We start from the raw sequence: 19,249 nt of genomic DNA on the forward strand, positions 1-19,249 counted from the left end.
TCATTCCTCCCGGCTTTCACCAGCATCAGTGTCTGTACTAACAGACAGTTCAACACCCATCTTTTCGAAGAACGTCAGCACCCGATCCTCGATACCAAGCGCCTTGCCGACCTCATAGATGACGTAGTAATCGTTGCGGTGAAGTCTGTCTTTCCCGACGTGGATCGTGCCACCGACGGCCAGCGTCACAGCGATCGCTTCGGGCTGGGTGAGATTAAATTCCGTGGCGACCGTCTGTGCGATTCCGGTGGTCGTCCCGGCCGCAGCGAGGTACTCGGCATACTTGTACGCGTCTCTGATTCGGTCCGAATCAATATCGATATCCACAGGATTCAGATCGGCTTCCTCTAGACCGGTTGCGGCCTCGTCGAGTGAGACATCTCTTTTGAGGAGGTCCCGGCGAGTTTTGTCAATCCGCTGAATATTCACCTCAGTATCGGCTAACCGCTGAATCCCCAACTCACCACCTTCCATCACACGCTGAGCCGTCTCCTCGGCTTCACGCTCTAACTGTGGATCCGGGTCGATCTCTAACTCCAGACTCTCCTGCGGGAGCATTGAGACAGCCCCACCAGTTTGCTGTCTCACGTGCGCTAACTCGTGCGCCAGTACGTGCTGGCCGTCCGGCGACGACGGATCGTACTCGCCGGAATTAAAGGCGACGTGATTCCCGACCGTGAACGCCCGCGCATTGATCTGGTCACACGCCTGTGCAGCCTTTGGCCCGGTATGAATCCGTACGTCACCGAGTGAATCACCCATCCGGTCTTCGACCGCCCGCTGGATGGACGTCTCCAGTGAGCGTCCGCGCGAGGAGATCACGTCCCGGACGGAGTCAGGGACCTGCGTGTTCCCGGCCGGACTCGAGTCGTGGGCGGCGACGGTGCTACGGCGTAGGGATCGCCCGTTTTGTAGGTCGACGTCGTCCGGTATCGACTCGTTTGCGACCCCCGTGTTCGGCTCGCGGCTCCGCGTCTCCGTCGCTCGAGAAACCACCGTCACGTCGTCAGCGCGAGCGGTACTCACGTCGGGGACCGTCGCCGTCTTTGACTCGGACTCCGTCGTCGGGTTCCGCTGCGTTCGCTCTGACCGAAACCCCATTGATATGCCGATCTATTCGCGCCGACCCATATAATTATTGTGTATCGGTCATAGAAGCAACTATTGCTCCCGTAAAAACGAATTAACGAGAAACGAACCACCCCAGTTATGACCTATTCCACGACACGCCAACACCTTTTCGAGCAACTCGAGCGCATCGGGGCGATCCTTGACGGCGCGATCGCGCTCCGCGAGGACGATGTCGGTTCCGATGGTCCCCCAGCCGACGCGTCGACTGCCACCACTTCCGATTCGTCGGCCCTCTCGTTGACGATCCCGCAACCATATCGTGACCACGCAACGACACACGCGGACGAGATCCGCCAACGTCGTGAGGACACGCCCGACGATGTACGCCTTCGCTTGCATGTCCTCGTCGAGCGGTTCTCGCTCTCACAATTTCACCGCGACGTGCTGTTACTGGCGCTGGCACCCGACATTGACTCGTCCTACAAACGCCGGTATCGGCTGCTCTCCGACAGGAATACCGTCGTTCGGCCGACGGTGGGTCTAATTACCGAGCTATTCGCCCATACCGACGAGCAGCGACCAGTCGCCACGGAACTCGTCGGTCCGAAGTCACCGCTTCGACGGCACGGCCTTCTGAAACTCATCGATCCCGATGACCGCAGAACGACCGCGCTCGATCACGAACTCGTCGTCACAGATCACATTCGTTCCTATCTCGAGGGCCACGACGGACTCGACCCCGCGCTCGAGCACGTGGCCACCCTCACGACACCCGATCGGACGCTCGCGGACCGTCCGCTCGAGTCGCCACTCCGCGACCGACTCGAGCGTATCGAATCGGAATCCAGCGGCCGCTACTACTTTCACGGGCCGGACGCCGACGAGTGCGAGGCGGCCATCGACGCGCTGGCGGACGGGCGAGTGCTTCGCGCCTCGCTGTCGGCGGCGCTCGAGGACGACGTCCTCGAGCGACTCCACCGTGAGGCACTCTTACAGGACTGTACGGTCCACCTCACCGACGCCGACGGGCTTCTCGAGCGCGGGACCGATCGCACGCTCGAGGAGGTGTTCGACCGGTTTGCCGACCTCCAGTGTGCGCTGTTCGTCACCGGAACCGACGCGTGGCGACCGACGGGGACGACCGTCGGTATCGACGCGCTCCTCGAGTTCCCCCGTCCCTCGACCGACACCCGGAACGCGTTCTGGGCGGAGCGATCGGACGAACTGCCCGCGGCTGTCGATCCGGCGGTGCTGGCGGGGACCTTCGAGTTGACGCGGAGCCAACTCGAGGCGGCGCTGTCGACGGCCCGGTCACTGGCGGGCGGCGACGACCTTACCGCCGCGGATGTCTACGAGGGCTGTCGCGCCCAGTCCGCGGACGGACTCGGCGACCTCGCCCAGCGGATCGAACCGGCAAGCGACTGGGACGACATCCAGCTCCGGGAGAAGACCGATCGACAGCTCCGGCTGATCCGCGACCACATCGCGAACCGGGGCCGCGTCTACAGCGAGTGGGGCTTCGCCGAGGAGTTCGCTCGCGGCACTGGCGTTGTCGCCCTCTTCAAGGGGAAATCGGGGACCGGGAAGACGATGGCTGCGGAGGTGCTGGCCGACGACGTCGGGATGGCCCTCTACAAGATCAACCTCTCGAGTGTCGTCTCGAAGTACATCGGCGAGACCGAGGAGAACTTGGAACGGATCTTCGAGGCGGCCGATCAATCCAACGCGATCCTGCTGTTCGACGAGGCCGACTCGATCTTCGGCGACCGCGCGGAGGTGTCCGACGCCACCGATCGCTACGCAAACGTCGAAGTTAACTACCTGCTCCAGCGAATCGAGAGCTACGACGGCGTCGTCGTGTTAACCACCAATCACGCGTCGAACATCGACTCCGCGTTCGAGCGCCGGATCGATCATACGGTGACGTTTACGCGTCCGAGAGGGCCCGTCCGCGAAGCGATCTGGGCCGGTGTCTTCCCCGACGACGCGCCGCTGGGCGATCTCGACTACGAGTTCCTCTCGGCGCTCGATCTCACCGGCGGCCAGATCAGGAAGATCGGCCAGACGGCCGCGATCTTGGCGGCAGGTGACAGCCGCCGCATCGAGATGCGCCACGTCGTCCGGGCGCTCGAGCAGGAGTTCGGCGCGCGGGGACAGCGCCTGCGTTCGATCGACTTCGGCGAGTACCGCCGCCACCTCCAGAGCGTCGACGACCGGCCGGGAACCGACGAGCAGTCGACCGCTGCCGACGAAGAGGCAGTCGGTCGGTCGCCGGAGGCCGTCGTCCGGCGGTTTTTCGAACTGTTAGACGCCGGTGAGGGCGACCGCGCCCACGAACTGTATCACTCCCGGACCCTCGCCCCGGAGTTCTCACAGAAGGAACTGGCGATGATCGCCCACGGCGACATCTCGATCGTCGGCGAGATCGACCGCGTCCGCGACGATCACGATCGCGTCGTCCTCGAGTTCGAGCGCGAACTGAACGGCGATCGAACGCCGCGATCCTACGAACTGCGGCCGGACGACGATCTCTGGCGGATCTTCAACGTCGAACGCGTCCGCGAGAGCGATGTCGTCGTGGACCGGTGAGGGCGAACCGGTCTCGGCTCGGTCCTCGTCGCGAACCGGGGCCGTCGGAGCCGCGGCCGCTCCCGCCGGGCATGCATTCGCGACCGGACATGTTTTCCCCCTTCCCCCCGAGGATGTGGCTATGCAGGCATCCATCGACGCCGTTCGCGTCGCGGGGACTCCCGAAGGACCGGTCCCGGTGGTCGTCCTCGCGGTCGAGGGGGAAAGCGACGTCGTGCCGATCTTCATCGGATTCAGCGAGGCAACCAGCATCGCTCGCGGTCTCGAGGCCGAGGACATCGGGCGACCCTTGACACACGACCTCCTGCTCGATGTCATGGAGGAACTGGGCAGCCGGATCGACCGGATCGTCGTCACCGGGATCGAGGAGCGCGACGACGGGCAGGGCGGCACCTACATCGCCGACATCCACCTCCAGACGCCCCGCGGCGAGACGGTCATCGACGCCCGGCCGAGCGATTCGCTCGCGCTGGCCGCCCGGACGAACGCGTCGATCGAGATCACGGAAGATGTCTTCGAGGACAGCCGAGACGACAGCGAGAAGTTCGACGAACTCGAAGACATCCGCAACGTGTCGGGTGAGCTCTAGATGGACGACGTACTCGAGGAACTGTTCGCCGTCATCGAAGACCGGAAGGAACGGCTGCCCGAGGACTCCTACACCGCCTCGCTGTTCACCCACGAGAAAGGCGAGAACGAAGTGTTGGAGAAACTCGGCGAGGAGACGACAGAACTCGTGTTGGCCGCGAAAGACGACGATCGCGAGGAAATCGCCCACGAGAGCGCCGACATCGTCTACCACTTGCTCGTCCTGTTGGCGATGAAGGACATGGAACTGGCGGATCTCGAGGCCGAACTCGAGGCGCGGCGCTGACTGGAGTCGCGGTTCGGTGACGAGATCGAGCCCCACCAGCGGGCGGCTGTTGCTGGCCGGGGCGATCGACCGCCGGCCGCGAACGTGTACCTTCATTGTGGGGTAGGTTCCATACTCACCCGTTGCGGTATCGACAGGTCGGTCATCGCGCCGACCGCGAACGGAGTGAGTCCACGTGTCCGACGACGCCACACCCGACGACGCAGACGATGCCGCGTCCGGCGGAGCCGATTACCGACAGGGCTCGCTCGTCGCGCTGGCGGCGCTCGCGCTCGTGCTGACGGCCGCGCTCGCGCCCGGCCTCACCGGCGGCGAGAGCGACTCGACACCCGGAGCCGATGTCGACTGGGACGGCATCGTGCCGGACATCGATTTCAACCCGGATGCTGACACCGACATCGACGGGACCGATGGCGGCGGGAACGCCGACGGCGAGCCGGGCGACGGACCGGACGGTGGTTTCGATTGGCAACGACTGCTCGAGTGGCTCAACCTCGATCGTAACGACGACGTCGAGCCGCCGACGGAGACCGACGGGAAGCCACAGTGTGTCATCATGCTGGATCGGGAGCCGGTCCCCGGGAGCCGGCTCACAGCGACGATCCGGTACGAGGGCGAGCCGCTCACGGAAACGCCGGTGTGGTTCGACGAGCGGCGAGTCGGGGAGACGGACGATGCCGGCCGCGTGACCGGCAAGGTGCCGTACGTCAAGGAGTTGGTCATCCGCGTCGGGACGGCAGCCGACACGACGTGTCGCGCCGGGACGTCGACGTCGCTACCCTCGTCCGCGACGACCGGGAGCGCAGGGTATCACTCCGACGACGCTCGACAGTCCAGTACCGACGTTCAGGAGTCGGGTGGGCCAAAACCCGAGGTCGGGGCGGTGCCGAGTGTGCGCCGCGATGTGCCGGCGGCCGCGACGGCGTCGACGCCATCGGTGGCTCCGCCGACCTCGAGCACGCCCGTCCTCGCGTCGTCGGCCGCCCCCGCGGCGAGCGTACGGGACGGGTCGTCGGGGAACGCCACCGGGTCCTACGCAGTCGACGGTGAGGTTGCAATCGACGTTGACGGCGAACCGTACCCCGGCGAGACGATCACGATCAACGCAGCGGTCGCGGACGTACCGATGCGCGAGGCGACCGTCTCCGTCGACGGCACCGCGGTCGGAGAGACGGACGGGAGCGGGCGGGCCGCAGTGAGAGTGCCCGACGACGGCACCGACACGTTCGAGATCGAGGTCGCCCGCGGTGACTTCGCGGGGACGACGACGGTCGATGTCCTGTCGCTCGAGGCGGCGTTTGCCCCCGCGGGCATCGCGCCGATCCCCGGCAGTCCCGGGGCCGTCGAAGCGACGATCAACGGCGAGCCGGTCGCGGGTGCCACGGTAACCGTCGACGGCGAGACGGTGGGGACGACGGACGCCGACGGTCGGCTGGCGACCGGAGTGCCGCTCGATCCGACCGCGACGGTGACGGTCAGCACGGAGCGCCAGACCGCGAGCGTCTCGCTCGTCGGTGCCTACGGCAGGCCCGCACTCGTCCTCGCGGGTATCATCGCCGGACTGATCGTGCTCTCCTATCGCTACGCCGGCCGACGCGGGCCGATGGCCGTCCTCGGCGGCACGGCGGGGCTTGCCGCGGTACTCGTTGCCGAGGCGTTCTATGGGATATGGGCCGGAATCGCCATCCTCGGCGGCGGCTGTCTGCTCGGCCTCGGCGTCGGCCTGTCGCGATCCGGGCGGGGAGTGCCCAGTCGTAGCGTCCGCAACCGTCCATCGCCGCGTGACTGGCTGGATCGGCTTCTAGCCCGACTCGTCGCTCTCGGAGTGGGACTCGTCGACCGACTCGAGGTCCTCCTCGAGTGGCTGCACGCGCTGGCCGGGGCTGTCCACGAGTGGGTCCGATCGCTGCCGCGGTCCGGACGGGGACTGTGGGCACGGTTCGCGGCCTGGTTGGGAACGGTTCCGGGACGCGTCCGGACCGGGCTCAAGGCGGCGCTCGCGACCGTCCGAACGCTGCCGCTGCGGGCGATCGCGGCGGGAGTCGGGGCGGGCCCGCTGATCGCGGGGGGCTACGTCGTCGACGGTGTCCGTGGGGCGGTCCTCGTCACCGCAGCGCTCGCTGCCATCGGCGTGATGGCGGTCCGTGCCGGCGGGGAAGCCCCGCAGACCGACGCGCGAGACCGCGACGCGGAGCCGGCCGCCGAGACGGCGGCGACGGCGGACACGAATCACGCGGCGGCCGAGACGCGCTCGTTTCGCGACCTGTGGCGGGCGTTCGCACGCCAGGTCGCGCCGGGACGGTGGCGAACGCGTACTCCCGGAGAGATCGAACGCCGCGCGCTCTCGAAGGGGTATCCGCGAACGCCGGTTCGCGAACTGACGACGCTCTTCCGGGAAGTGGAGTACGGCGGTCGCCCTCGCTCGGCAAGCCGTCGCGAACGGGCGGCCGAGGCCTACGACGCGGTCGAACGCGCTCGAGCGGCCGAGACGGAGGCAACGACAGCCGAGGCGGCGGCCGAACGAGACGCGGACGGGACCCGGTCGGCGTCCCCGACGGACCCGTCCCGCGAGTCGGAACCCGAGACGGAGGGAGAGCCGTGAGCCGGCGTCGGCAGCGACTCGTCGCCCTGTGTGGCGTGGCGCTCGTCGCGATCGGAACGATCGTCGGCGTCGGCACCCCGAGCAGGTCGGGTGACGCCGTCGGTCTCATCGCCCTGCTCACGCTCGTCGCGCTCGGCCTCGGCCTCTGGACGGTCCGTGGATCGCTCGATACGACGGCTGACGCGCCGGCGGTGCCCTGGGCGGCCGACGAACCGTTCGCGAACCCGGCCCCCGAGCGAACCGACCGCGACCCCGCGCTCTCGAGCGACGCCTTCGCCGGGGTGATCGAGACGGCCTGCGAGACGGCCCGCGATTCGGGAACCGTCGACGACGGCATCGAGGTCGTCCGGTCCCCGCTCCGGACGGCAGTGCTCGACGCCCTCGAGCAGGGCGGCCGGCCGCGGTCGGACGCGGCGGACGCGCTCGCGGACGGCAGCTGGACCGACGATCGGGTCGCCGCCAGCGTCCTCGCGCCGGAGATCGAGCCGCCGCCGCGGCCGCTCCGCGAACGCGTTCGTGCATGGTTGTACCCGGAACGCGTCGTTCGCCGGCGAGCCCGACGGGCGACGAACGCGGTCGCCGAAGCGGCCAACGATGCCCTGCCGACGGTCCCGGGCCAGACCGCCCCGCGGACCGTCCCGGTGCTCAAACCGCGTCTGGAGGACCTCCAGCGCGGGGCTGACGGCCGTCTCCAGCGGGCCGTCGAGCCGCGAGTGACCGCTCGCGGACCGCAGCCGGCTCGGCCTCGAGTTGGGGACGACCGCGATCGGGCGGCCGGGGAGCGAACCGACGGAGACGGAACCGATGCCGACCGACCCGACGAGCCGCGGGACGGGGACCCGGAGGTGACCGACGCGTGATCGACCGACGGGTGCGCTGGCGCGGGGCTATCGCCGCGACGATCGCGCTTACGGTCGCCGGCGTCGCCGACGGAAACCCCGTCCTCCTGCTTGGCGCGATCATCCCGCTGGTCTTCGTCGCCTCGGGCTCGTTCTCCCGCGTTCGCGTGCCCGCCGACCTCGTCGCGACCAGATCGGTGACGCCGACCCCTGCGCCGCCGGGCCAGCCGGTCACCGTCACGCTCGAGGTGACCAACGACTCCGATCGGACGATCACGGACCTCCGGATCGCCGACGGCGTCCCCGCGTCGATCGCCGTCCTCGAGGGATCGCCGCGGGCCGGCACGACGCTCGAGCCCGGTGACAGCCACACCGTGGAGTACGTGGTCGTGGCCCGCCACGGCGAGTACGACTTCGAACCGCCCCAGTGTCGCGTCCGCGGGCTTGGCGTGAGCGCGACGGCTACGACGACGCTGTCAGTGTCCGGTGATCGGGCGCTCGTCTGTCGGCTCGCGGCCGACGCGCCGCCGATCGAGGAGGACGGCTCGACGCGGGTCGGGAAGTTGACGACCGACGACCCCGGCACGGGACTTTCGTTTCACTCGATCCGGGAGTACCACCGCGACGATCCCGCCGACCGCATCGACTGGCGACACTACGCGAAACGCGGGACGCTCGCGACGGTCACCTACGACCGACACGTGTCGGCGACGGTCGTCTTGGTCGTCGACGCGCGACCGGCGAACCGCGTCGTCGCCGGCCGCGGCCGGCCGACAGCCGTCGAATACGGAACGTACGCCGCGACCCGCGCGCTGTCGGACCTGCTCGACCACGGCCACGACGTCGGCGTCGCCGTCATCGGGACGGACGGTCCCGGCCCCGCCGGCTGCCGCTGGCTCGAGCCGGCGAGTGGCCCGGCACAGCGAACGCGCGCGCTCGACCTCCTCCGGCGGGTCGCGGACGACGCCGCGGCCGACCGCGATTCGAGGACGCCACGGGCGGCCGTCGGCGGGCGGACGAAGCGGCAGGTCCGGAAGGTGCTCGAACTCACACCGACGACCGCACAGCTCGCGCTGTTCTCGCCCGTTCTCGACGACCCGCCCGTCGCCGCGGTCGAAACGTGGCGGGGCGCGGGGCTGCCGGTCGTCCTCCTCTCGCCGGACATCGTGCCGTCGAACACCGTCAGCGGCCAGTACGAACAGACGCGGCGGCGGACCCGGCTCGCCCGCTGTCAGGCCACCGGCGTGCGCACGGTCGACTGGCGGCGCGGCACGCCGCTGCCGGTGGTCATCGAGCGAGCCTTCGCCGTCGACGCGCGCCTCTCGAGTCGCCGCTCGACCGGGGCCAGCGCCGGTATCTCGAGCACTGGGGGCGAAGGGAGGAGGGACACCAGTTGGAACGGCAGCCCTGTCGACAGGGCCGGATCGAACCCGGTCGACGGCTCGCAGCGATGGGGAGGTGGCGAGTAGATGTCCCTCGCCGGCCCGCGCCTCGACCGGCCGTCCGCGATCGGCGACGAGGGGCGCGCACGGGCGGCGAGTCTGTGGCTCGCCAGCCTGATCGTCGTCGCGATCGTCGGCGTCGTCGGTTTCGAGATCGGCGAGCCGTCGCTGTTGCCGACACTCGGCCCGATCGTCGGGCTGGCCGTCGCTGGCGTGGGCCTGCTCGAGCGCGACGGGTTCGTCAGCTTGGTCGTGGCCCACGCGCTCCTGATGACGTTCGGGACGGCGTTCGCGCTGATCGTGCTCGCGGCCCCGTTCGTCGCTCGAGCCGGGATCGCTGCAAGCGGCTGTGCGCTCGCGCTCGCCGGGATCGGAGCGGCCTGGGCTGATATCGGCGGTGACGGTCTGGGCACCGCCGCGGCGGGCAGCGTGATCAGCTACGCCTCGATGCTGTGTTCGCTCGTGGTGCTGGGGTTCCTGACGGCCGTCGTCTACTTCGGCTGGGCAGTTCTGACCAGTATAACCGGGTTTTCGACGCCGGTCGCGTCCGTAACCGGTTTCCTCCTGATCGTCGCGGGGACGGCCGGCGTCGTTCGGCTGTCGATGCGGTGGCTCCCGATTCGGCAGGTGACGCCGCGGGACCGCCGCCCGGCAATCGAGCGACGACTCACCGCCGCCCGACGACGCCTGCTGTACACGGCCGTCGGATCGATCGGTGTCCTCATCGGGTTCGGTGCTCTCGGACTGGCGGGCGTCGACACCACGGTGACGAGCGTCCCGGTGCTCGCGTGGCTCCTCTCGTCGCTGTCCTCGCCGCTGCTCGTCTGGCCGCTCGTCGCCGTCGGCGCGGCGAGTCTCCTCGCCGGCGCGGTCGCCGTCCTGCTCCGACGACTGACCCGCGACGACGCCGCCCAGACGACGCGGCGGACCGCCGTGGCCGTCGTCGGCGTCGGACTCTCCCTGCCGTTGTTGTTCGGGCTGGCACTCATCATCGCGGGGACCGGGGTCGCCATCGGCCCCATCCTGCTCGGCCTGGGCCTCGTCGTCGCGCTGGGGCTTGGACCGATCGCGTTCCTGCTCGTCGTCGGGGGCGGTGCCGTCGGCGTCGGACTCGGCCTGCTCCCCGCACGGGCCACCGGGCCGGCGGTCGCTGCGACGGGACTCGTCGTGGCCGCGATCGGCGTGGGTCGTGCCAATCCGCTCGTCGTCTTCGCCTGTATCGCCGGCGCGATCCTCGTCTGGGACAGCGCGACGTTCGGACTCGGACTGACGGCCGAACTCGGTCACCTGCCCGACACCCGCCGCCTCGAGTTGTTCCACGGGACCGTCGCCGTCGCCGTCGCGATCGGTGCCGTCGTCATCGTCACCGGTCTCGAGGTGCTCCGCGCCGGCTTCTTCGCGGGCGGGGGCACGGCCGGCGGTGCGGTCGTCGTCGCACTCGGTGCGTTGCTCCTGTTGTTCCCGGTGCGCGGCTAGTGACGGCGGCGGGCCCGATCGCGGACGGCTCTGGGGGCCTCGATGGGGAGGGTTCTTGGGTATCTAGCTGCACTGTCGTGTATGGACGCGACGAACGCGACAGCCGACGACGCCGAACGCACCGTCCGGCGCGTCGTCGACCGCATCGAAGAGGCCGCGGTCGTCGATCGCGAGGTCCTCCACGCCATGCTGTCGGCGACGCTGGCCCGCGGGCACGTCCTGCTCGAGGACGTACCGGGGACGGGCAAAACGGTCACCGCGCGCGTGATCGCCGAGGCGATGGGGCTGGAGTTCACGCGGCTCCAGTTCACGCCGGATCTGTTACCCTCTGACGTGACCGGGTCGACGATCTACGACGAACAAGCCGGCGAGTTCGAGTTCGCGCCGGGACCGGTGTTCACGAACGTCGTCCTCGCCGACGAGATCAACCGCGCGCCGCCGAAGACCCAGGCCGCGCTGCTCGAGGCCATGGAGGAACGACAGGTCAGCGTCGACGGGACGACCTACGACCTGCCGGACCCGTTTCTGGTCGTCGCGACCCAGAACCCGATCGAACAGGAGGGAACCTTCCGACTGCCGGAGGCCCAGCGCGACCGCTTCAGCGTCAAAACCTCGCTCGGCTATCCCGATCTCGAGGGCGAGATGGGGCTGCTCGAGCGCCGGGCGAACCGCCGCTCGCTCTCGCCGAGCGTGGAGCCGGTCGCCAGTCCGGACGGGGTTCGGCTCCTGCAGGCCCTGGCCGAGGAGGTCACCGTCGACGAGAAGGTTCGCCGCTACATCGTCGAGATCGCGCGGCAGACGCGGGCGGACCAGCGCGCCGAGATCGGCGTCTCGCCCCGCGGCGTCCAGCGCGTGTTCGAGGCGGCCCGGGCCGCGGCGCTGATCGAGGGGCGATCGTACGTGACGCCGGACGATGTCAAGCGGCTCGCAGGACCGACGATGGCCCACCGGATCGTGCTCACGACCGAGGCGACTGTCGAGGGTGTCGACGGGACCGCCATCGTCCGTCACGCGGTGAACGCGGTCGACGTGCCGGCGGTCGCGCCGGGACCCGACGACCCCGAGCCGATGATCGATTCCGGGACCGAATCGGCGGCCGCGGACGGGGACGGCCCCGACGCCGCGTCCGGCCGCGACGCGACGGACCCGCACGGTGGCGCGACCGAGGCCGACCGGCGGGACGAGTCGTGGCACGGCGAGTGAGCCGGCCGCCGTGAACCCGGCGGCCGCGTGCTGCTTGCAGCCGCCCGTGCTAGGTTGATGCCTCCTGTTGGCGTCGGTGCCCGTGCCATGGCGCTCCAACAACTCGAACACGCCGACGACCACATGCAGGAGTGTATCGACAACTGCCTCGAGGCCGCACAGGTCTGCGAGTGGTGTGCGGACGCCTGTGCAGGCGAGGGCGACGAGATGGCTCGCTGCATCCGGCTCTGTCGGGACGTGGCGGACATCGCCTCGCTGCACGCCCGGTTTATGGCTCGCAACTCGGGCTATCATGGGGAGCTTGGCGAACTCTGTGCGGACCTCTGTGAGGAGTGTGCCGCGGAGTGTGAGCAACACGACCACGAGCACTGCCAGGCCTGCGCGGACGTGTTGCCGAAGTGTGCGGAAAGCTGTCGAGAGATGGCCGCGGCCTGAACGCGGTTACCGCCCGATCGGGACGCCGACCTCGAGACCGCTGGCGCGCCGCCGACTCCGTTCTATCGGTCTCCGACCGGCGTCCACGTCCGATCCGTCTCGCCGACGTACCGCGAGACCGGCCGAACAAGCCGATTGTCCGTGCGTTGCTCGCGGCAGTGGGCCATCCAGCCGGCAACCCGCGAGACGCCGAACGTCGCCGTGAACAGCGCCTGTGGAATCCCGATGCCGTCGAGCAACGCGGCGGTGTAGAACTCGACGTTCGTCTCGAGGCGGCGATCGGTGCTGTGCTCCGCGAGCGCGTCGACGGCAACCGATTCGAACGCCCGGACGGTCTCGAAGAAATCGTCGTCCCCCGATGCCGCGTACAGCCGTTCCGCTGCCGACGAGAGTACCGCGGCTCGGGGGTCCCGCACGCGATAGACGCGGTGACCGAAGCCCATCAGCCGCTCCCCCGCCGCGAGTTTCTCGCGGACGTACGCCTCGGGATCGCCGCGCTCATGGACGGTTCGCAGCATGTCGAGGACGGGCCCGGGCGCGCCGCCGTGGAGCGGCCCCTTGAGCGAGCCGACCGCGGCGGTCGCCGCCGAGACGAGGTCCGATTCGGTCGAGACGACGGTTCGGGCGGTGAACGTCGAGGCGTTGACGCCGTGGTCGATAACGGTATTGAGGTACGTCTCGAGTCCCCGAACGTCAGCCTCGTTTGGCTCCTCGCCGGTGAGCATGTACAGGTAGTTCGCGGCGTGGCCGAGGTCCGTGCGCGGATCGATCGGCTCTTCACCCTGTCGGTAACGCCAATAGGTCGCGACGATCGTGGGGAACACGGCGACGACGCGCCGGGCGGTCGCCGTCTGCGAGCAGTCCTCGGTTCCGAGGGTCGCCGCCGCAGTACCCATTCGAAGCGCATCCATCGCGGATGCTTCCTCCTCGGCGGCGCGACGAAGCACGGCGCGAACGTCCGCATGGATGTCGCGCCGGGTCGCAAGGTCGGCACGGAAATCGGCGAGTTCGTCGGCCGTCGGCAGCCGATCCTCGAACAGGAGAAAAACGCTTTCCTCGTAGGTCGCGTTGGCCGCGAGCGCTTCGACTGGAACCCCGCCGATGAGCAGTTCACCGGCCTCCCCGTCGACACGGCTGCAGCTCGTTTCCGCGACGGTAACCCCCTCGAGACCCTGATGTAGTTCCGAACGGACCATACGCGATCGACGTCCCAGGGTAATGTAAGCTCTCGGAGATAACTAGTTCCCCTTCCGGCCTGACACGAGTCGTGTGCCGCCCGCGCGTATCGACTACGGGAGCGACGAACGCGTCGAAACGGCGTCGCTCGCTCGACTCGAAACGAAACTGTAACCGCCACTGCCGTCGATGTCGGCGGCGATTGGAGAAGCTCCGTTCTCCCCGACTCGGACGAGCGGCCCCGGGAACGACGGGATTACAACAGATCGTCGAGCAGCCGATCTTCGGTCAGGAGCGTCCGCACGAACGTTCGACCGGCGTCGGTCAATTCGTAGCCGTCTCCCCGATCGGTGACGAAGTACTCCCGCAGCTGGCGTAGATGATAGTTGAATCGCCCCTTGTCCTCGATCGACGCCGCCCGTCGGAGAGCCGAGTAGGCCAGCGGTTCGTCGGCGTCGTACAGAAGCAAGAGGATCTCGAGGCGGTTGGGTTCCGAGAGAACGGCCAGCGTTTCCGACACTGGCTCGAGCGACGCCGACCGGACCGGCCGCCCAACCAGCGAGTCGCCGGCGACGTGCCGGTTCTCGACGGGGGTCCACGTCTTTCCCGTCGTGCCGACGTATCGAGCCGTCGGCCGAACAAGCTGATTTTCCTCGAGTTGCTCGAGGCAGTGGGCAGTCCAGCCGCCGGCCCGCGAGATCGCAAACGTAGCCGGGAACAGCGACTTCGGAATCCCGATACCGTCGAGCAACGCGGCGGCGTAGAATTCGACGGTCGCTCGAGCGTCCCGGGTCGGCTCTCGCTCCCGCAGCCGCTCGGTCGCGACCGCCTCGAACTCGCGGACGCTCGCGAGGAAGCCGTCGGCGGCCGACTCCTCGAAGAACCGTTCGGCCGCGGCCGAAAGCACCGCTGCGCGCGGATCGCGAACCCGATATACCGGGTGTCCAAAGCCCTTCAGCCCGTCGCCGGCGGCCAGTCGCTCGTCGACGGCCGCGTCGGCGTTGCCGGACTCGTGTACGTCCCGGAGTAGTTCGAGGATCGCCCCGAGATCGCCGGCGTGTCGCGGCCCCTTGAGCGTCCCGAGAGCAGCGGTCGTCGCGGAGACGATGTCCGACTCGGTCGACACCACGGTTCGGGCGGTAAACGTCGAGGCCGTCATCCCGTGTTCGATGAGCGTAGTGAGAAACGTCTCGAGCCCCCGGACGTCGGCCTCGCTTGGCTCCTCGCCGGTGAGCATGTATAGGTAGTTTGCGGTATGGTCCAGCGTCTCAGTCGGTGAGACAGGATCGTCTCCCTGCCGATATCGCCAGTACGTCGCGGCGATCGTGGGCAGGACGGCTACCGCTCGCTTCGCGTCCGCCTGCGGCCCTGACCGGTCGCCCTCGAGCGTCGCGGTCGCGACGCCCATCCGAAGCGCCTCCATCGCGGCGCACCCCTCGTCGGCGGCACGGCGGAGGACCTCGCGGGGTTCCGCACAGAGCTCACGTCGGCTCGCCAGATCGGTGCGGAAGTCGGCGAGTTCGTCGGCCGTCGGCAGTCGGCCCTCGAACAGGAGAAAGAGCGTCTCCTCGTAGCTTGCGTTGGCCGCGAGTTCCTCGATCGGATAGCCGACGACGACGAGCTCGCCGTTCTCGCCGTCGAGGTCGCTGAGTCCCGTCTCTGCGACTGTGGTGTACTCGAGTCGCGGATCGAAGACCGAGGGAGTCACGTCGGCTATCCGATCGTCGCGGGTCGTTGTAATGGTTCCGTCCTCACAGGACATGTCTCAACTGCTGACCGCCGCGCCGACCATACCGGCGAGAGCACTCTCGAGGGCCATCACGAGCGAAATGGCGACGGCGAGGGCGAAGATTCCGATCCCGGCTGCGCCGGAGACCGCACCCCCGATGGGACCGAGCGTGAGGCCAGCGATACCGACCGCTACGCCGATGAGGAGTCCGCCGATACTACCACCGAGCGAGCCCGCGAGCAGGCCGTGCCAGAAGCCGCGTCCGAGGCCACCACCGGCCATGTATCCCGCGACGAATCCGCCGACGAGTCCCGCTGCAAGCTGGCCGATCCCCGGCAGGACGAGGCCGACGATTCCGATGACGGTCGCGACGACGAACCCGACGAAGACGGCGCGCCAGTCAGTCATACGGGATCGGACACTAGCGACGGCCATAAGGCCGCGGCGAGCACCTGCTGCTCGAGGGGCTCGGGACTCGAGCCGATGGGTGTGACGACACCACACACTGACGCGGCGCATAACGAACGCCCTTTATGACCGGACGCTCTATTGCTGGACATGATTTTCGAAGACCTTCCGACGACGCCCACGTCGGAAGAGCTGATCGACAAAGCGTTCTCGCGGGCGGCACGGGCCGGGAAGGCCAAGGGCGGCCTCGAGGCCCAGCAGTCGATGCTCCAGACGGCGGCGAACATCATTTCGGACAACTTGGAAAACGTGGTCACGGCGTGGCCGGACTTCGAGTACGAGGACGACGTCCATCCGTTCTACTACGAACTGGCCGACGCGATCGTCGATGTCGACCGACTCCGGCAGGCGCTGTCGGAAGTGATGTGGGCCAGCCGGAAGGCCCGCGAAATCCACGAGGAGTACCAGCCGCGCCTGCGGAAGACCGACGTGGACACGGCGCGCAAGCACCGCAAACAGGCCTTCGCCCGACTGGCAGACATCGTCGAGCAGGTCGACGACCACCTGCTGTACATCAACGAGTCGCGCAACGACCTGCGCGACTTGCCGGAGATCAACCCCGACGAGCCGACGATCGTCGTCGCCGGCTACCCCAACGTCGGCAAGTCCTCGTTCGTCAACGACGTCACCAACGCCCGCGGCGAAACCGCCTCCTATCCCTTCACGACGAAGGGGATCGGCGTCGGCCACTTCGAACGCGAGCACATCCGCTACCAGATCGTCGACACCCCTGGCCTGCTCGATCGCCCGCCACAGGAGCGCAACGAGATCGAATCCCAGGCGGTCAGCGCCATCGAGCACCTGGCCGACTGCATGCTCGTCGTGGTCGACCCCACCGGCGAGTGCGGCTATCCGATCGGCTCGCAACTCGAGCTCCGAGATGCGATCTCGGCCCGGTTCGAGGCGATCCCCGTGCTCACGATCGCGAACAAGGAAGACCGCTTCGAGGACGGTGACCTGACCGAGGCCGTCGCGGCGGACTACACCATGAGCGTCGAGACCGGTGCGAACGTCGAGACGGTACTCGACGCTGCCGTTGAAGCGATCGATTACGAGCCGGAGTTGCCGTTCGACGGCTAGCCGTCGCTATCACACGGGGCCGTCACAGCGGACTCGGTCCCCCTTGCGACCGGCGTCTCCAGCGCGTCTCGCGATCCCGCAGTTAGCCGGCATCACGCTCGACGACTTCGACGTATCTGACCTCGACGGTGACGGAGCCGTCGGCGTGGCGGTTGATCCGGTCGTGGAGGATGTCGGCCAGCTCTGGTGCCGATTGACCCGGCGGGCCGCCGATCGTCACGACCACCCGCTCCGGGTTCCGGAACGGGTAGTTGTCGTCCATCACGAGCTGGAACTCGAGGAGCTGATAGGCCTCGTACCGATCCTGTGAGAGGACCGTCTCGACATCGTCGCGGGCGTCCTGTTCGAAGTCACCCGCCTCGTAGGAGGCGTAGGTGATGCCGCTGAGAAACACCGTAAAGACGAGGACGATGACGACGAGGCCGACGATCCGCTGTCGGAGGCGCTGTTCGGTTTCGCCGAGCGAAAACAGGTTCTCCGGCCGGTAGCCGGCGTACCACAGCGTCAACAGGCCGGCGAGGTTCACCGACAGGAGATTCACGAGGACCAACACCATCGCGCCGATCGCGGACGTCGGCTGGCCCCAGGCGAGCGCGATCCCCGCGACGCCGGCGGGCGGAATCAACGCCGCCGCGATCATCACGCCGACGAGCGCGACGGACGTTCCCGTCGCGATGCTCACGACTCCCGCGACCCCCGCGCCGAGTGCGATCGCGAGCGACAGCAAGTCCGGCGCGAGCCGCTCGGAAATCTCGCCGACGCTCGAGAGGACGAGGCCCGGGGGGACGATGTTCAGCGAGCGAACCAGCACCGCGAAGATCGCCGCCGCCGCAATCGCGACCACGACGCCGATGATCTGGTAGGAGACGCTCTCGACGAACAGGTCCTCGTCGTCGATCACCGTGCCGACGCTGGCCCCAAGCGCCGGCCCGATCAGGGGCGCGATCACCATCGACCCGACGACGACCGCCGGCGAATCCAACAGCAGTCCCGCGGTCGCGACGATGGCGCTGATGACCGTCATCACCACGTAGACGGGGAACGTCGGCGTCAGATCGTCGGCTTCGGCCTGCAGCTCCTGGCGCGAAATCCGGTCGGAGCCGACATCGTTCTCCTCGTACTCCTCACGCAGCGCCTGAAACCGACGGGAGACGACCGTCTCCGCGTCGACGACGACGGTGTAGGCGTCGTCGTCGATCCCCGCGTCTTGCAGTTCGTCGAGGACCGGTTCGACGGCCGCGTCCGGGAGCGGGAAGTAGACGACCGCCGTGTACTCCCGGCTCTTGGTTTCGTCGGTGACGACGTAGTCGATCTCCCGTCCGTCGAGGACGTCGAAGATCGTCTCCCGCTCCCCGGTCGGGATCGTCAACTGTACGAGCCGCACGTGTCGACCTGAGACGCCCCCGGGTCATAACTTCGGGGCTTCCACCTCGGGTAAATTTCCCGCACGGACTTGAGCGACCATCCGCAGGCGGCCGACTCCCGTTACAATGCGTATAAACGTCGGTCGGCCGTACATCGCCTATGATCGAGTTTGATACGCGGCCCAACCGAGACGCCGAAGTGGCGCTGGTCGGCCGCTCGAACGTAGGCAAATCCACGCTCATGCGTGAGTTGACCGGCCACAGCTTCGATACTGGCGGCAAACCCGGCGTCACTCGCTCGCCCAACCACTACGACTGGGCCCCCGAGGACTTCGTCATCACCGACCTCCCCGGCTTCGGCTTCATGAGCGGCGTCGACGAGGAACTCCGCGAGGAGATCAAGACCGAGATCGTCCACTACCTCGAGACGTACGCCGACAACGTCCTCGTCGCGGTTTTGGTCGTCGACGGCAAGAGCGTCATCGACATCATCGACCGCCATTCGGGTCCCGACGAGATCCCATACGATGTCGAGATGTTTCACTTCCTGCGCGAGCTGGACGTGCCGACGGTCGTGGCCGTCAACAAGATGGACAAGGTCGACGACGAGGACGAGCGCCTCGACGCGCTCTGTGATCGGCTCGGCCTCTACCCGCCGTGGAAGCAGTGGCAGGAGACGATCGCACCCATCAGTGCCAAACGGGGGCAACTCGAGCCACTGCACGAGGCCGTTCGGAGCCACCTCCACGAGCAGGAGCGCGACGATCTGTTCAAATTCTTCTAACGAAATTTTGCGCTGCGGGCGGGTTTCGCCGCGCCCTCGGCAAAATTTCGATCAAAAGCACTCCTCCCTCCATTCCGGTTTCTTCGGGCCCTCCACATCGGTCGTCGGCCCGCTCGC

16 protein-coding genes are annotated in these 19,249 nt (G+C 68.0%); 11 read left to right on the top strand and 5 right to left on the bottom strand.

Annotation, left to right across the window (positions count from 1 at the left end; genetic code table 11):
* Window positions 1-1,101, bottom strand: a complete 1,101-nt coding sequence (locus C486_RS22295; RefSeq protein WP_008455568.1) for an eCIS core domain-containing protein — start codon at window positions 1,099-1,101, stop codon at window positions 1-3.
* Between the two features lie 108 nt (window positions 1,102-1,209).
* Between C486_RS22295 and C486_RS09635 the strand changes: the two genes are divergently transcribed.
* From C486_RS09635 to C486_RS09675, 9 genes are all read left to right on the top strand, one after another.
* Window positions 1,210-3,660, top strand: coding sequence for an AAA family ATPase (locus C486_RS09635; RefSeq protein WP_008455570.1), 2,451 nt, complete (start codon window positions 1,210-1,212; stop codon window positions 3,658-3,660).
* Between the two features lie 121 nt (window positions 3,661-3,781).
* On the top strand, window positions 3,782-4,249 hold the full coding sequence (locus tag C486_RS09640) for a bifunctional nuclease family protein (RefSeq protein ID WP_049910358.1): 468 nt from the start codon (window positions 3,782-3,784) through the stop codon (window positions 4,247-4,249).
* A complete protein-coding gene (hisE, locus tag C486_RS09645; protein ID WP_008455573.1) occupies window positions 4,250-4,534 on the top strand; it encodes a phosphoribosyl-ATP diphosphatase in 285 nt (94 codons plus the stop codon).
* A gap of 175 nt (window positions 4,535-4,709) precedes the next feature.
* Window positions 4,710-7,136, top strand: coding sequence for a DUF4129 domain-containing protein (locus tag C486_RS09650; protein WP_008455575.1), 2,427 nt, complete (start codon window positions 4,710-4,712; stop codon window positions 7,134-7,136).
* A complete protein-coding gene (locus tag C486_RS09655; RefSeq protein ID WP_008455577.1) occupies window positions 7,133-7,996 on the top strand; it encodes a DUF7269 family protein in 864 nt (287 codons plus the stop codon). The genes C486_RS09650 and C486_RS09655 overlap by 4 nt, the downstream gene beginning before the upstream one ends.
* Window positions 7,993-9,444: a DUF58 domain-containing protein gene (locus C486_RS09660; RefSeq protein WP_008455580.1), complete on the top strand. Its 1,452-nt coding sequence runs from the start codon at window positions 7,993-7,995 to the stop codon at window positions 9,442-9,444. Before C486_RS09655 ends, C486_RS09660 begins: the two co-directional genes overlap by 4 nt.
* Window positions 9,445-10,893, top strand: a complete 1,449-nt coding sequence (locus C486_RS09665; RefSeq protein WP_008455581.1) for a DUF7519 family protein — start codon at window positions 9,445-9,447, stop codon at window positions 10,891-10,893. It begins immediately after the preceding gene.
* 81 nt (window positions 10,894-10,974) lie between these two features.
* Window positions 10,975-12,096, top strand: coding sequence for an AAA family ATPase (locus C486_RS09670; protein WP_008455583.1), 1,122 nt, complete (start codon window positions 10,975-10,977; stop codon window positions 12,094-12,096).
* Between the two features lie 87 nt (window positions 12,097-12,183).
* Window positions 12,184-12,531 (top strand): four-helix bundle copper-binding protein, encoded by a 348-nt coding sequence (locus C486_RS09675; protein ID WP_008455585.1) that lies wholly within the window; start codon window positions 12,184-12,186, stop codon window positions 12,529-12,531.
* Window positions 12,532-12,593: 62 nt separating this feature from the next.
* Here C486_RS09675 and C486_RS09680 read toward each other — a convergent pair whose 3' ends face one another.
* The 3 genes from C486_RS09680 to C486_RS09690 all read right to left on the bottom strand — a co-directional run bounded on the left by C486_RS09680 (window position 12,594) and on the right by C486_RS09690 (window position 15,844).
* On the bottom strand, window positions 12,594-13,727 hold the full coding sequence (locus C486_RS09680; RefSeq protein WP_008455588.1) for a citrate synthase: 1,134 nt from the start codon (window positions 13,725-13,727) through the stop codon (window positions 12,594-12,596).
* A 236-nt stretch (window positions 13,728-13,963) separates the two neighbouring features.
* Window positions 13,964-15,469 (bottom strand): citrate/2-methylcitrate synthase, encoded by a 1,506-nt coding sequence (locus tag C486_RS09685; RefSeq protein ID WP_008455590.1) that lies wholly within the window; start codon window positions 15,467-15,469, stop codon window positions 13,964-13,966.
* Window positions 15,470-15,472: 3 nt separating this feature from the next.
* Complete coding sequence (locus C486_RS09690; RefSeq protein WP_008455592.1) at window positions 15,473-15,844, bottom strand: DUF5518 domain-containing protein; 372 nt, start codon at window positions 15,842-15,844, stop codon at window positions 15,473-15,475.
* A gap of 150 nt (window positions 15,845-15,994) precedes the next feature.
* Here C486_RS09690 and C486_RS09695 point away from each other — a divergent pair, with 150 nt between their 5' ends.
* Window positions 15,995-16,984 carry an NOG1 family protein gene (locus tag C486_RS09695; protein WP_008455593.1) on the top strand — a complete coding sequence of 330 codons (990 nt, stop codon included), beginning with the start codon at window positions 15,995-15,997 and terminating at the stop codon, window positions 16,982-16,984.
* 82 nt (window positions 16,985-17,066) lie between these two features.
* Here the strand turns inward: C486_RS09695 and C486_RS09700 are convergent, their stop codons facing one another.
* The gene (locus C486_RS09700) at window positions 17,067-18,368 is read right to left on the bottom strand and encodes a TIGR00341 family protein (RefSeq protein WP_008455594.1); all 1,302 of its coding nucleotides are present in this window, start codon (window positions 18,366-18,368) and stop codon (window positions 17,067-17,069) included.
* A gap of 140 nt (window positions 18,369-18,508) precedes the next feature.
* Between C486_RS09700 and engB the strand changes: the two genes are divergently transcribed.
* On the top strand, window positions 18,509-19,132 hold the full coding sequence (engB, locus tag C486_RS09705; protein ID WP_008455595.1) for a GTP-binding protein EngB: 624 nt from the start codon (window positions 18,509-18,511) through the stop codon (window positions 19,130-19,132).
* Window positions 19,133-19,249 lie beyond the last annotated feature (117 nt).

Source organism: Natrinema gari JCM 14663, from assembly GCF_000337175.1.
Taxonomy (GTDB): domain Archaea; phylum Halobacteriota; class Halobacteria; order Halobacteriales; family Natrialbaceae; genus Natrinema; species Natrinema gari.